Origin of the sequence: Treponema pallidum subsp. pallidum str. Nichols (assembly GCF_000410535.2) — a bacterium.
GTDB lineage: Bacteria > Spirochaetota > Spirochaetia > Treponematales > Treponemataceae > Treponema > Treponema pallidum.
Map to the genome: position 1 here is coordinate 1,078,493 of NC_021490.2, position 13,750 is coordinate 1,092,242.

The following is a 13,750-nucleotide window of genomic DNA, read 5'->3' on the forward strand; positions in this document are numbered from 1 at the left end:
ATCCAGTGAAAAAAAAGGACGCTTTCGTCGGTACGATCGGCTACGACGGTCAACGGGCAGTAGTGGACAGGGCCCGCGTGCTGAAGCACAGCAGGAGTTCCCTGCAGGAACTTCTCAGTGCGGGGGCCTTCCGAGAGGCGGCTGCCTGCGCCGTTTGGGAACGCTCGACAGAAGCACTGGAGGCCGTCGCCTCCGCCTACAACGCCCGCTCAGGGAGCAGGTACAGCGCGCAGGACATCGCAAAAGTTTTCGGCATTGCCTCCGAACCAGGGGAAAAGGCGGTTGTCCTCTAGCCGCCTCCTCCTTTGCTGAAGATCCTGCACCCCCTCAGGCTTAGCCTGAGGGGGTGCAGGATTTCCCACTACCAACTTTCCTGGCGGATAACGTAATCGTGAAACCTTCCCCTTTTCAGCGCGTGCTTTACCCTCTCTAGGTCCGCGGGGCGTATCCCCGGCAGCACCACGCGCACCGCGTGCTCTGTTCGCTCATATGAAGGATCAAAGCCCGCCTCGCGCAGCTTAACTACCAAGCGGAGCGCATTCTCCTCACGAACAAAGGCTCCCAACTGTATACGCCAAAGCACCCCCCGCGTTTCCCCCGAATGGGTTGGCGTATACACCGACTTCATCCCTGACACCTTCCCGCCACCAGCTGCGTAGGGAAGAGGCGCAGCAGCCGCATAGGAAGAAGACGAAGGAACAGGCTGCGCGTGCGAGTTAGGTGCAGCGGAGCCAGGCACGGCCGTCCCATAGGGAACCCGACTGGGAGTCGAACCCGGTGCTGCGTACGCGACAGGCGGCGCACCATACTCCGAAGCGGGGACATCCGTTGTATTCGCCACTCCCGGCACACCCGGAGTTCCAGCCCTCCTTCCGACAGGAGCTGGCGGTGGATTATGAGGATCCGCATACATGACAGGCGCACTGGACGTGGGAGCAGTAGGCGGAACACCAAAGGAATCTTGAGGTAAGACACCAGGAGAAGTCTGCCTATCGTTGCGTTGCTGTGAAGCGTGCGCATTCGGATCTGCCTTGTGTATGGAGACGCGCGCCACCCCCGCGTTCAGCATGTCTAACGCAACAGCTGCAGCCTTTGACACGTCAATCTCTCTATTTGCAGCGTAAGGTCCCCGATCATTGATGCGCACGATTACCTTTTTGCCGTTGTCCAAGTTCGTCAACTCCACAACCGTACCAAAGGGAAGCGTGCGGTGCGCGGCAGTATACGCGTTCATGTCAAAAATCTCCCCACTTGCGGTAGGTCTTCCGTTAAAAGACTCCGCATAGTAGGAAGCATACCCTTCCGGAACGATTACCTCGCCGGCTGCAAAAAGCATCTGCACGTTCCACAATACTGCAGCCACTGCAACGACACGCTTGTCCATCATTCAACACTCCTTCCAAAGGCTTCACCCGAGCAAAACGATGCTTCACAAGACACCCCCGACGCTTATCGGAATATGGACAAAAAGGTTGAAATCTTTTAAGGTAGGGGCGCAGTGGGTTGCTGGAGACGAGACTTGAACTCGTACGACCGCTGCCGGTCAAGGGATTTTAAGTCCCTGATGTCTACCAATTCCATCACTCCAGCGTTGTGCGGCCGTGCTGCCACTGTAGCGGGTAAGTAGCCGGGAGGTCAACATATACAGTGATTCGCACTGCCACCTTGCGCTGCTTGTAAAGCAAAGTGAGGATCCTCAATCCCTCTTCAGACAGCTGGACCTTGCACGCTTCCCGTTTCTCATGGAGGTCGGTACGCGCGCAGGGGATTATCAGGAAAGAAAGGCTCTGCTCCTGCAGGCCTGCGCGGGGCGCTCGCTTCCTTCTTGTCTGCACTTCTCTGTAGGGGTCCGGCCTGCGCCGGAGCCCATTGCGCATCCTGAGACAGCCCTTTCACTGCTTCGGTCAGACGTGCGTGCCCTGTGCGCAGAACAGGCGCCCTACCGAGCCTTGGGTGAATGCGGTCTTGACCGACACTGGAATGGCCCTCAGGTAGCGTGCAAAGCACGGAAAGGATCTGGTGTGCGCGGTACACCAGATCTTGATGCAGAGGAGTATCTTTTTAAGGCACAGCTCTCTATAGCGAAAGCTCAGAACCTGCCGCTCATCATTCATTCACGGGACGCTTTTGAACCGACACTCCGTTGCCTGGACTCAGTGGGGTGGAGAAAGGGTGTGATGCATTGTTTCTCGTACGGAGTCGTTGAGGCACACGCTTTTTTAGAACGTGGTTTGTACATCTCTTGTGCAGGCACACTTACGTACGCAAAGACGACATCCGAACTTCTCGCGCGCGATGCGCTTATTCGGAGTATCCCTCTGGATCGTCTATTGTTAGAAACGGACACTCCCTACCTCGCTCCAGTACCGCATCGAGGAACACACAACAGACCCGAGTATGTCCGACATACCTACGCGTTGGTAGCAAACATCCTTGGTATAAGTGAGAAGGCTTTAGCACAGCACGTGTTTGCAAACTGCTGTGCCCTTTTTGAAGCGCAAGAACCGACAGAAGCATGTTCCCAAGCGCATGCCCCCACACGATATACCTAATGCGTAGCCAGATCTCATTCTCGAATGATAAGTCAACCGATGATTACCGTGGCTCGATTTCTATAACAAAGGATTATGAGTATGAGCAAAATACCTCTTATCAGTACGGTTACGTCTACCATATCTGCCATTAACGGTGCGTGTACTGGAGAACGCGTGGATATACACATTCAGACGCTCTCTCGTCTGAATGAGATAGCATCCGTTTTTCGCTTCGAGATGCCTGAGATTAAGATTATTGATTTTGGTGACCCAAACGTCGACAGCGAAGCGTGTTTAAAAATTATAAAGGATGATCCTTGGCTTCTATTTGGTGGGGTGATTGCTATCACTAACTCGATGGAAGAAAAAATAAAAATCGTAAATCGCAAAGACCCGAATTTCCTTTCAGTTTCCACGCGGCAGGAATTTGAAGCGCATGCCTCCCAGGTTGTGCGAATCGTGGACAGAAACCGACACTTTCTTTCTAGTCGCAGCCTCGTGCACCAAGCACATGGACACGAGCAGGGAAATTTTATCTGCGACACCGATTCCTTTGAGATTACCTTTTACGCCAGCTTGATTAGTTCGTACCTGTACAATACCAACCGTATCAATGAGCTTGAACGCACTTCGTTTGAAGGCGCAATGATGGAACTGTTACTCAATGCACTGGAGCACGGAAACTGCGGCATTAGCTACGACGAAAAAACAGAGTGGCTCGAACAGCGCAAGGATATCTTTGATTTGATTGCTCTGCGCAAGCAGGACCCGCGCATTAGCGCGAAAAAAATCTATATTTCCTATGACATTACACTGCAGCGTACACGCATTACCATTCGTGACGAAGGCACAGGCTTTGATTGGAAAAGCCGCATGGCAAGCGCGTGCAAACCTGGTCTACACGGTATGGGCATAAAAATGACAGAAATTTTTGTCAAAAGGCTCAGCTATAACGACGTGGGCAACGAGGTGACGTTTGAAATTGACAACCAGGAAAACGTCGCGAACCTTGTGCCTTCAATTTTGAAAAACCAACAGGTACTAACGTTCCGGGATGCCCAGGTGGTATGTTACCAGAACGAAGAATCCAGTTCCCTTTTCTACATTTCGTCGGGGAAATTCGCAGTGTACGTGGATAACAAGTTCATGTCCATGCTGACCCCATCAGACATATTCATCGGGGAAATGTCGTTCTTGCTCAACAACCGGCGCTCTGCAACGATTGTATCAGTAGGCGAAGGCACACTGGTAAAGATATCAAAGATGAAGTTCATCTCACTGATTGAGGATCATCCTCACTATGGGATCTACCTCGCACGCCTGCTTGCAGGTAGACTTGCCCATCAATCGCGCGAGAGCGCGAAGCTTAAAAACACCCTGACCCTTCTCGGTCAACGAACACCCGACACCGGCGCACAAGCTATCCCCTCATGACAGGACACCAACCGATTCAGGAGAAACTATCAATAGCCGTCAGATACCTGGCGATTGGCGTCCTTCTGACAAAGCTCTTGGTACACAAAGGACTTTGTCTTGAGTTCGTCTTTGATTTTTTGGGGAAAGGGGATGTAGCGCCAAAAGACATTGCGGACCTCTTTGTCCAGTTTCTGGATGCCCTCGCTTTCCTTCAGGAGCCAGGTCGTGTAATCGGCAATAAAATACTCCTTTACATCACCCCTTAATTTTTGGGGTTGAAACCACTGATAATAATTCCCCGTCAAGCCCTCTTCCATCCAGTAATACGAAGCCTTTTCCTTTGCAACCTGCCAACGTAAATCCGCCGTCGCGGTAATAACTGCAAGCTTCAAGCTCCTTCCATACATAGGCACCGCAACGCGTCCACGGCTTGTCACGCGATTGTAACGATCAAACGGCTCCCAACAAAATCCTATGTCCCCATAAGAAGGCAACAGCACCACGAATGGCGGAATCCTGTTTACCTGCTGCTTATACTGACGGCAATACGCTTCCGGATCCAGACCTTCAATCCAAGCCATAATTTTCAATACATTTTCCCGCGTGCCAATCTCATGCTCCGCAGAACGGAAATACTCTCTGGACAAGAGGGGGAAATGGTTGCCCTGGCGCCCGCAGCTCATCTTTATCATTTGGCGCACGGTATCGTACTCCGTACTCACTGCTGAACTGTTCTCCGCATTGGGCGCATCTAGTTTCTCTCGCAGGGAATGCACTGCGTCTTGTGAAGCGCGGTAGCCCGCATATAACCCATTAAACTCCCGATCTATACCCAACAACTTTTTTAACAATTCATGGATCTCCGAGATTCCTTGCTTCTGCGCCTCGTTGAAACCTGCTGTCACCCCAGGGAGACCTTCAATGGATTCGTGCACGAAAAGACGCGAAATTCTGTTCTTCACCTCCTCTTCCACACGGGCACGCTCCGCCGACCTCACCTGCAACAGACGCTCAGAACTCTGCAACTGCCCGCACGCTTTATCATACGCCTGCCGTACGCGTGCGACATCGTCTTTCCTTTTTACTTGCACTTCGTCGGTGCTTGAAGGGCGAACCTTTCCAGAACCAATCGCAATCAGCCATTCATCCAGATAATAAAGAGGCTGCTGCAAACTATTCGTCTCAATAATCCGCGCGAAGATATCTTTCTGGGATGCGGTCAACAAGGTAGGAAGCAACAGTCCATAGCGCAATGCGTAACGCTTTTCCATGCACGCCGACCCACCGCCGATTTTCCCCGATATCTGTGCCATTAATTGCCAGTAACTGCTAATAAGCTGCTGCCGGCACACAGAGCGATCCTTTAAGTCAGTGGTGGACAAATAGCGCGCCAAAGCCGCATGCGCACGCTGCCCAACTTCCAACTCATCCGAAACGACACGTTTATAAAACTCTGCTGACTCAAAAAACTGGTGCGGGGTCTTGCTTTGAAACTCAGTAACCAAGGGAAAACTACGCTCAGAAAGATCAACGTCACTCGGATCTCGCGTCCCGGTAGGCGACATCGCTGTACCCTTCCCTGCAGAAGAATGCTCAGACGGCACACCCTGCGGCGTATCTTGCAGCAGAGCTAACAGATCCGGATCTAAACCTAAATCAGACACACCCCCTCCCTCACACACGGCGATGGAGATGAGGGGAATCGAACCCCTGACCTCTTGCATGCCATGCAAGCGCTCTAACCAACTGAGCTACATCCCCAAAAACCGGCGCCAACCGTAGCAAACAACGCTGCGCTCGATCAAGCGTAGCAGTGCCCGTCAACGCCAATGCAAGCGCAGCGGCTCATATACGTAGGTGCCCTTGCTTAGGTCAAGCTGGAGTAACTCTCCAATGATCACACGCTCTCCAAAAGCAAGACTTCGTTTCTGCAGGACATCCCACAGGGACTGCAGAAATTCTTCACCGTACGTGGCGCTCCGCTTCAAAACTCTCACCGAATACTGCCTGCAATGTGATTCTTTCGCTGCATGTGCTACCGCTTCATCTAGTCCGCCTAGCGCATCAACCAAGCCTAGGGAAACTGCGTCCTCCCCCGCGTAAATCCTACCCTCTGCAACCGCCGCCACCCGATCAAGGGTAAGGTTACGCCCGGCAGAAACAACCGAAAGAAAAGTACGATACGTCGCCATCACATCAAGCTGCATGCGCGCGGTGTCTTCAGCCGTTCCACTCCTGAGCAAAGAAGGTTGGCGAACGCCGTGCACCTGTACGCTATCGACAGTGATCCCCGCATATCGCTCTAAAAACGTTTCGAATGTCGGTAGTACCGAAAGCACCCCTATGGAACCAGTGATGGTATAGGGGGATGCGAAGATGTAATCGGCTGCAGAAGCAACCCAGTACGCACCAGACGCAGCAATCGCACCCATCGATACTATCACTGGCTTCTTGCCTCGACGCTTTGCCCGCGCAAGCGCGCGGCGGATACGTTCAGAAGCAAACACCTCTCCCCCACCGGAATCAATACGCAACACTACTGCCTTAATATCCGGATCACTCATCGCGACATCCAACAAAGCACTAACCTCGTCGCTGATCGTTCCGCCGAGTTCCGTATCCCTGTGTGCAGCAATCGGTCCTGCAAGATGAATAATCCCCACCTGATCCTGCACCTGCCGCTGTGCACGGTCACGATTATAATCGTCTAGACCAACGAAATTTTTTGCAGATTCGTAGTCGTCTTCTTTTAAAAATTTGAGCGCAACGCCAGCTTCATCGTAGGAACATACGCGCGTTACTAACTTTTCCGCCAATGCGGTGCGCGCACCGTCTCCGTTATACTTCTGCAGGAGCTCAAGGCGACGATCCGCGTAACGGGCAAGATGCTGCACCTCTAGTGCTCGATTACGCGAAACATCACTGAGATACTGCTGCCACAGACGCGCAAATACAGACTGATAATTTCTGCGAACCTCAGGAGAAAAATCCTTCCTAGAAAAGATCTCAGCCATGCCCTTGTACACCCCAGCATGCACGACGTTCCAACGCACCCCAATCTTTTCCTCCATACCTCCGTAAAAGAGAGTTTCCGTGTAAAAGCCCGACAGATCCACAGACCCCATCGGATCAAGGATAATTTCATCAGCAAAAGAGGCGATGTAATAGTCAGCCAAACTGTAAGAGGTAGAAAAAACGTAGAGCGGCTTTTTTGACTTTTTATACTCAGACAGAGCGGATTCCATTTCCACAAAATGTCCGCTCGTCCAACCACTCATATTGGACAGATCGAAAAAAACGGACTCAATGCGTCGATCGGTGGCTGCGTTGCGCAGCGCCTGGGTAATATCAGAAAGAAGGATCGCCGATCCCTTTGGGTTCAAGAACACGGTGCCCAAATTAACACGCGGCCGTTGCTCAGTAACAACGCCAACCGGTCTCATCAGCAACACGGTCCCAGATTGTACCACCTTCTGAGACGGCCTTCGGCTACGGTCACCAACTAGCACTTTGAAAAACAAGAACAACAAAAGAAAGAAAATGACGTTCAAACTGACCAACCGAACGGCATTTAACCCACGAAGCAGCCTCCTAAAGAGAACTCTCAATGAGTACATTGTAACCTCCACCTCATGTGTGTTATGCCTCGTCTACTCCCGGCAGGCCATCTTTTCAGGAAATACCAAATGTTCCTGAAAGAAGACTGGCACATTCCCAGCACGATATTGCTTGCGATAGTCACGCAGTAGATACAACGCCACCGGATGCAGTGTCACGATAGCAATCAGGTTGATGACCGTCATAAATACCATAAAAAGATCCGCAACACCCCAAACAAAATGAAAACTCGCATGCGCACCGACAAATACCGCACTGACACAGGTAACTCTGAAAACACTCAAAACCATTTTATGGTCCTTAATGAAACGTACGTTTGACTCCGCGTAGTAATAGTTACCCATCAGTGAACTGAATGCAAACAGAAAGATCGCAAGCGTCACCAAGTGCACCCCCACGGGGCCAACTTGCTTGGACAGCGCTTGCTGCACGAACTGCATTCCGCTCACATCCACTGATCCTGCAACATCAGAGAGCAGCAACACAAAAGCAGTCACACTACAAATTAGCATCGTGTCTATAAACACCGAGAGTGCCTGCACCAGGCCCTGCACAACCGGGTGACTCACTTCTGCAGAAGCTGCAGCGTTAGGCGCCGAACCCATTCCTGCCTCGTGAGACAGCAAGCCACGCTTTATTCCAATGACCACCACCGAACCGAACGTACCACCAGCAAACGCCGTGAGGCTCAGTCCTTCCCGGCAAATTTCAAAAAAGAGCGCAGGGAGCCTGTACACATTGAGTGCCAACACCCACAGCCCGAGGAAAACATAACCCACAGCCATCACTGGTACTATCACCGAACTGACAACACTAATGCGCGCGACCCCCCCAAAGATAACAAACGCAAGGAGAAAAGACAGCAACACCGCTAGGATCTGGACCCACAGAGAAGAATCCTTTCCGTAGTAAGAGAGAGTAGAGACAATATTATAAGCCTGTAGTGCATTGAACCCGTACGCGTATGCAAAGACAAGACACAGCGCAAAAAGCACCCCCATGGAGCGACTTTTCAGACCCATTTCGATGTAATAGGCGGGACCACCTCGAAAACCACACGCAGTACGCGTTTTGTATGCTTGGGCGAGCGTACTTTCGACAAAGGCACTTGCAGCGCCAAAAAAGGCACTCACCCACATCCAAAACACTGCCCCTTTTCCTCCAAAGGCGATAGCCGTAGCAACGCCGACAATGTTCCCAGCCCCCACACGGCTCGCAGTGGAAATCATAAGCGCTTGAAATGATGAAACTCCTTTCCCCCTCTTTTCAGCCAGCGCTGCAAACGCAGGCTTCAGAAGACTAAGTTGAACACAGCCAGTCTTTATGGTAAAAAAGACACCGCAGACGACAAGCCACCCGACGAGGATATAGGAGTGCAAAGCATCGACAAGGCGGATAAGCAGCGCCTGAAACGCGGTCATGGAAATTCCTTCCAACTTCAATGGGTAAAATAGGCGCAAAGCACGCCCGTCCAGTGTAACGCAAAGCATCTTACCGTTACAAGATATTGGGTCGCGCCTGTTTCCTCCCCTCACTCGGCTCCTTCTGTCGGGGTCGGTAGCCTGCAGGGCGTGCAAGCTAACAGATTAACTGTTCAGGACAATGCATGGAACGATCCCCTTTACCTAGAATTATCGCTCTTACCTTCGGCACACTGCTATTCGTCAGTGCAGTGCTCCTGACCCTGTCCACGTTTCTTCCCCTTTTTACCTTGCACCGAGCATCACACTGGTTCTTCGTACCTGGCACTCTCCTTTACGAAACGTACGCTTTCTCCTCCTTGCTCGTGCCGCTGTTACTCTTGCACACAGCGCTCCTCTTGTTTGTCGGCGGACGTTCGTTACGGGCAGAAAGCGCACTTGTTGCCTTCCCACTCTTGTTCATTACTGCAGTGTGTGGAGAACACGGTCTCTACGCGCTACGACGCGCACTCGCTGCACGGTCAATTTCACCGTCAACGCGGGGAGGGATAGACATCGTATGCGTCCTTTGCCTCCTCGCATTGCTGGGAGCAGAGCTCTATGCTGCACTCATTTACGGGGAAAGGTGTTACGTATGGTTTCATGCACGTATCCCTCGCGATTTCATCGCTGATGGATTCCAAGACCCCTCCTTCCCTCCCTCCACCGCCGATCATCCTGACACCGTTTCCCCTCCCCCCGCTCCCTCCTGCGCCACCGCAGATGTGCAGACGCCCGAAGCAAGCGCGCCCCCAGAGGGGCAATTCTCCACGGAAGTTCCCCTCCAGGGGGGAGAATTTTTGATTTCTGAGGCAGAGGTGCAGCCTGCCACGCAGGTGGCAGCGTGTGGCGGTGTGTCCACGCCAACTGCTTTGGCGCCATCGGTGCCTTCTCAGGCTCCATTCCCCCTGCTCCCAGCGCCCGGGCTCATTCAGAGTAACCTTCCCTCAGACGTTCACGCCCCCGCGTCACCCGGGTCTTTGCCGTCTGTCATCCCTGCACAGGCACCGTGTGTCATGGCCCTCTCTCCTATCTCTGCTCCCTCAGTCGCCCCCGCTGAAACCCTTATTCCTGCGCAAGACGATGAACAGGGACCACCGCGTCCTATTCCTGCCTCAGCAGCTCCGCTTCGGCACCCTTGCCGCGGCTACCAAGTACCGTACGACTTGCTTGACCAGTACTCAGAGGACACATATGAAGGAATTGACGAGCTCACCAAGAATCTTGCACTCCTGCTTGAGGAAACATTCTCTGAATTCAACATTCGAGTAGAAATCACCGGTATCAAGAAGGGTCCTGTAGTCACAATGTTCGAGCTTCTCCCTCCACCCGGCATCAAACTGTCAAAAATTACAAATCTGCAGGACAACGTTGCGCTCAAGCTTGCTGCTTCAAGCGTGCGCATCGTCGCTCCCATTCCTGGAAAACACGCCATAGGCGTGGAAGTCCCTAACAAAAAACGATCCCTCGTTACATTCAAAGAACTGCTCCATACGCGCACAGCTGGCAGCAACCGTATGGCCATCCCTGTCATCCTTGGCAAAGACGTTACCGGCGAACCACAGGTTATCGACCTTGCCCAAACACCTCACCTGCTCATTGCAGGCGCAACTGGGTCGGGTAAATCAGTATGCGTAAACGCGCTCATTCTCTCTATCCTGTACCACAAGTGTCCTGACGAAACCAAACTTCTGCTCATTGATCCAAAAATCGTAGAGTTAAAGCTCTACAACGATATCGCCCACCTTCTCACTCCTGTCATCACTGAGCCCAAAAGAGCACTCCAAGCACTACAGTACATCCTGTGCGAAATGGAGCGACGCTATGCGCTTCTTGAGCAATTAGAATGCCGCGACATTAAGACCTACAACAAAAAAATACAGGAAAAAAGCATCGCCACGCAGCCTCTCCCATTCATCGTTATTATCATTGATGAATTTGCAGACTTAATGGTTGCCTCTGGCAAAGAATTAGAAACGAGTGTTGCGCGTTTGTGCGCGATGAGCCGTGCAGTAGGCATCCATTTGGTACTTGCCACCCAGCGACCGTCAATCGATGTCATCACCGGCCTTATTAAGGCAAATATTCCAAGCAGAATTGCCTTTATGGTTTCATCTAAAATGGATAGCCGTATTATTTTGGATGAGATGGGCGCAGAAAAATTGCTGGGACGAGGGGATATGCTGTACATGAACCCGAGTCAGTCTTTTCCTACGCGGATTCAAGGTGCGTATGTTTCCGAGCGAGAATTAGCGCGCGTGATCGCCCATGTACGCGCGTGGGGAACGCCTGAGTATCTTGATGAAGAAATTTTCTTTGACGATGACGACGCGAGTATATCTGGAAATTTTGTGGATGAAAGCGATCCTTTATACGAGCAGGCAGTGCAGGTAGTGCAATACGCGGGTAAAGCGTCCACATCGTATGTGCAACGTAAATTGAAGATAGGCTACAATCGCGCCGCGCGCCTAATCGAAGAAATGGAAGCAAGGGGGGTGGTCGGTCCGCCGAATGGATCCAAGCCACGTGATGTTTTGCGTTCGTAGTTGTTGCACATCTGCGTGTAAGAAAACGACGAACGATTGTTCAACGGACTTTTTGAAACTGCGCAATTGGGGTATGTGTCCACGGGTAAAAAAGGTGAGGCACGATGCACCGGAGGCTGCCGGAAGGGTAGTCAGTGACTGCGCGATGCGCGCCTTCTTCTCAGGAAGGGCGGCAGAATGCAAGCAGGCGATACCCTGCCCTTTTATTCCAACGCCGATTACCAGCCTCACAGGAGGAAGGGTGTCTGCAGTGCGGCGCACCGCGCGGATGTACAGCGGGGAGAGACAATGATGAGAGAGGACGTACGGATGCACGTATTGAGAAGAAGGATAAGTTTCCATTACCGCGTAGATCCACTCAAAGGCGATAGTTTCGAGAACAACTGGGCAAACAACAGTTGTGATACAATGCAACTACAGGATAAAGCGGGACGGGTGCTGTATGGCGCGATGGTACAAACCGTGGCGAATTATTGTTTCGGGCGGATGGCACCGGGGTCTGGGGTGGCACATGGGGAATCGGTTGCGCCGGGGGCATTTGTAGTGCGTTGCTTTGTGCCTGCCCGCGCGTTTCATGGACGGATACACGCAATCACACGCACATGGGATATGGATGGAGAGTGGATTGATCGGGAAGCGATGCAAATATCTACAGAAGGATATCAGACCGGTCGGTGGTTAATACACGACCGGTGGTCAGAAAAGTTAGGGCGCGACACGAATTATGCGTGGAGTGCAGGGTGCTTCGTGCTTTCAAGTGAGGATCTGCGACGGATGAACGAGGTGTTGGACAGATGGGGAGTATCCTGTGGGCAAGAAATGGCAGGAATTCTTGAGGAACTCGAATGATCAGCGTAGGAGAAGGGATGTGGACACGCAAAAGCGGCCGCTGTAGAACCCGACAAGCTTTTGGTTTCAGAGCAAGCGCCAAGACCTAAGCAGGGTGCCGACACGATCAATTTGCTGAAGTTAGCAGCACCCTGAAGAGCTATTGATTTGGCAACCCCATCGTTGCTTTTTTTAGCACAAAACAATCTGCCGCAGATCGGCCTGCGCCCCGTTTGCGCTTTAACGCGATACTCTTCGCTGGCGTCAAATCGCACTGAAAAAAGTGACTCTCTCTTAGAGGGAAGTGCTCGTGCGTGCTCAGCCACGCCCCTTGCTCCAATGCAAGCCGCGAGGCAGCTTCAATTTCTGGAAAAGCCCAGCGAAACGTCGGCGCCTTTCCCTTTTTTACGTGGGTATTAAAGAATAGCAGCGCATCCTGTATCTTTCCGTTGGCAGATTCTTTCACTACGATTGCGTTTGGGTTACGCCCTGGGATTGAGCGTTCCTGCCCCCAAAAATCGCGTGCACGCGCACAGGCCTGCGAACCTGCCGATACCGTTTCAGCAGACAGTTCATCACACGAAGCAGGATCCTGCTTACGCCAATGTAATACCACACGCTCTCCTACCCGCACCTGGGCTGCAGGAAAATGATAGTCGCAGCGATTCCCCTTGCCACCTACATTTGTGATAGTAATTCCCAGCAAATTACCGGATTCCACGACAAGCAATTCCACAAATTCCGAGCGTTTATTCCCATAAAGGGGACGGACTTCGCTGATTTCTAAACGCGCAGGCTGTGTATTTATCCCCTCAAAAGGAAGCACAAAATCATGCTTCTGGTGCGCCACGTCCTGCGCACTACCACGCAATACCACCTGCTGCCCCACGTGCGGCTTTTGTAAAAAGCGCACTGCGAAAAACGAAAGGCGCTCACGGGCTGCATCCACAGACTCCTGATACGCTGCAGGCACCGCAATGCGTGAAAGTGCAGAGGGGATTTCGTCTGTAAAGGACTGCAACAGCTCATCGCTCATTTCCTCTGAAACAACACCCTCTGCGCGATATACGCGCGCAACTACATCAGATACCTCACCGCGAAAACCAAACACAATGCAATCACCTTGCAACGCGTAATGCACAAGCGCCACTTCATTGCCCGCAGTTTTCATAACGTGTACAAAGTCCCGCGCAGAAGAACAGCCGCCGTAGAGCAGCACACTCAACAACCCTGCGCATAAAGCACGATGCAGATCCCACATGACGACATGCTCCCTCACCAAAAATAGGCTAACGCCCATTATATCACACGTAAGCCATACCCCACCCTCGTACGATTGCAAGAACCC

The 13,750-nt window shown here is 52.1% G+C and carries 10 protein-coding genes and 2 tRNA genes; 5 read left to right on the forward strand and 7 right to left on the reverse strand.

Annotated features, from left to right (window positions below; genetic code table 11):
* Positions 1 to 5: 5 nt before the first annotated feature.
* Entirely contained in the window at positions 6 to 293 is a 288-nt protein-coding gene (locus TPANIC_RS04885; protein WP_010882436.1) for a hypothetical protein, read from the forward strand.
* 68 nt (positions 294 to 361) lie between these two features.
* Here the strand turns inward: TPANIC_RS04885 and TPANIC_RS04890 are convergent, their stop codons facing one another.
* Together TPANIC_RS04890 and TPANIC_RS04895 are read right to left on the reverse strand one after the other, a co-directional pair.
* The gene (locus TPANIC_RS04890) at positions 362 to 1,387 is read right to left on the reverse strand and encodes a septal ring lytic transglycosylase RlpA family protein (protein ID WP_014342852.1); all 1,026 of its coding nucleotides are present in this window, start codon (positions 1,385 to 1,387) and stop codon (positions 362 to 364) included.
* A gap of 117 nt (positions 1,388 to 1,504) precedes the next feature.
* Positions 1,505 to 1,590: transfer RNA gene (locus TPANIC_RS04895), tRNA-Leu, on the reverse strand.
* 80 nt (positions 1,591 to 1,670) lie between these two features.
* On the opposite strand from TPANIC_RS04895, the gene TPANIC_RS04900 reads away from it, so the two are divergent.
* The gene (locus tag TPANIC_RS04900) at positions 1,671 to 2,552 is read left to right on the forward strand and encodes a TatD family hydrolase (RefSeq protein ID WP_235214132.1); all 882 of its coding nucleotides are present in this window, start codon (positions 1,671 to 1,673) and stop codon (positions 2,550 to 2,552) included.
* Between the two features lie 81 nt (positions 2,553 to 2,633).
* Entirely contained in the window at positions 2,634 to 3,968 is a 1,335-nt protein-coding gene (locus TPANIC_RS04905) for a cyclic nucleotide-binding domain-containing protein (protein WP_014342687.1), read from the forward strand.
* Between the two features lie 29 nt (positions 3,969 to 3,997).
* Here TPANIC_RS04905 and TPANIC_RS04910 read toward each other — a convergent pair whose 3' ends face one another.
* From TPANIC_RS04910 to TPANIC_RS04925, 4 genes are all read right to left on the reverse strand, one after another.
* Entirely contained in the window at positions 3,998 to 5,614 is a 1,617-nt protein-coding gene (locus tag TPANIC_RS04910; RefSeq protein WP_010882440.1) for a hypothetical protein, read from the reverse strand.
* Positions 5,615 to 5,637: 23 nt separating this feature from the next.
* Positions 5,638 to 5,711 (reverse strand) — tRNA-Ala (locus TPANIC_RS04915).
* A gap of 59 nt (positions 5,712 to 5,770) precedes the next feature.
* Entirely contained in the window at positions 5,771 to 7,567 is a 1,797-nt protein-coding gene (gene sppA, locus TPANIC_RS04920; protein ID WP_014505674.1) for a signal peptide peptidase SppA, read from the reverse strand.
* Positions 7,568 to 7,600: 33 nt separating this feature from the next.
* Positions 7,601 to 8,989: an alanine/glycine:cation symporter family protein gene (locus tag TPANIC_RS04925; protein WP_014342854.1), complete on the reverse strand. Its 1,389-nt coding sequence runs from the start codon at positions 8,987 to 8,989 to the stop codon at positions 7,601 to 7,603.
* Between the two features lie 185 nt (positions 8,990 to 9,174).
* Here TPANIC_RS04925 and TPANIC_RS04930 point away from each other — a divergent pair, with 185 nt between their 5' ends.
* Positions 9,175 to 11,574, forward strand: coding sequence for a DNA translocase FtsK (locus tag TPANIC_RS04930; RefSeq protein WP_010882443.1), 2,400 nt, complete (start codon positions 9,175 to 9,177; stop codon positions 11,572 to 11,574).
* A 177-nt stretch (positions 11,575 to 11,751) separates the two neighbouring features.
* Complete coding sequence (locus TPANIC_RS04935) at positions 11,752 to 12,423, forward strand: hypothetical protein (RefSeq protein WP_010882444.1); 672 nt, start codon at positions 11,752 to 11,754, stop codon at positions 12,421 to 12,423.
* 139 nt (positions 12,424 to 12,562) lie between these two features.
* Here the strand turns inward: TPANIC_RS04935 and TPANIC_RS04940 are convergent, their stop codons facing one another.
* Positions 12,563 to 13,744, reverse strand: a complete 1,182-nt coding sequence (locus tag TPANIC_RS04940) for a hypothetical protein (protein WP_010882445.1) — start codon at positions 13,742 to 13,744, stop codon at positions 12,563 to 12,565.
* Between the last annotated feature and the right edge of the window lie 6 nt (positions 13,745 to 13,750).

Coding starts and splice junctions, on each gene's coding strand:
- TPANIC_RS04890 (WP_014342852.1), bottom strand. CDS start 1,387: ATGATGGACAAGCGTGTCGTTGCAGTGGCTGCAGTATTGTGGAACGTG.
- TPANIC_RS04930 (WP_010882443.1), top strand. CDS start 9,175: ATGGAACGATCCCCTTTACCTAGAATTATCGCTCTTACCTTCGGCACA.
- TPANIC_RS04935 (WP_010882444.1), top strand. CDS start 11,752: ATGCAAGCAGGCGATACCCTGCCCTTTTATTCCAACGCCGATTACCAG.
- sppA (WP_014505674.1), bottom strand. CDS start 7,567: ATGTACTCATTGAGAGTTCTCTTTAGGAGGCTGCTTCGTGGGTTAAAT.
- TPANIC_RS04905 (WP_014342687.1), top strand. CDS start 2,634: ATGAGCAAAATACCTCTTATCAGTACGGTTACGTCTACCATATCTGCC.
- TPANIC_RS04925 (WP_014342854.1), bottom strand. CDS start 8,989: ATGACCGCGTTTCAGGCGCTGCTTATCCGCCTTGTCGATGCTTTGCAC.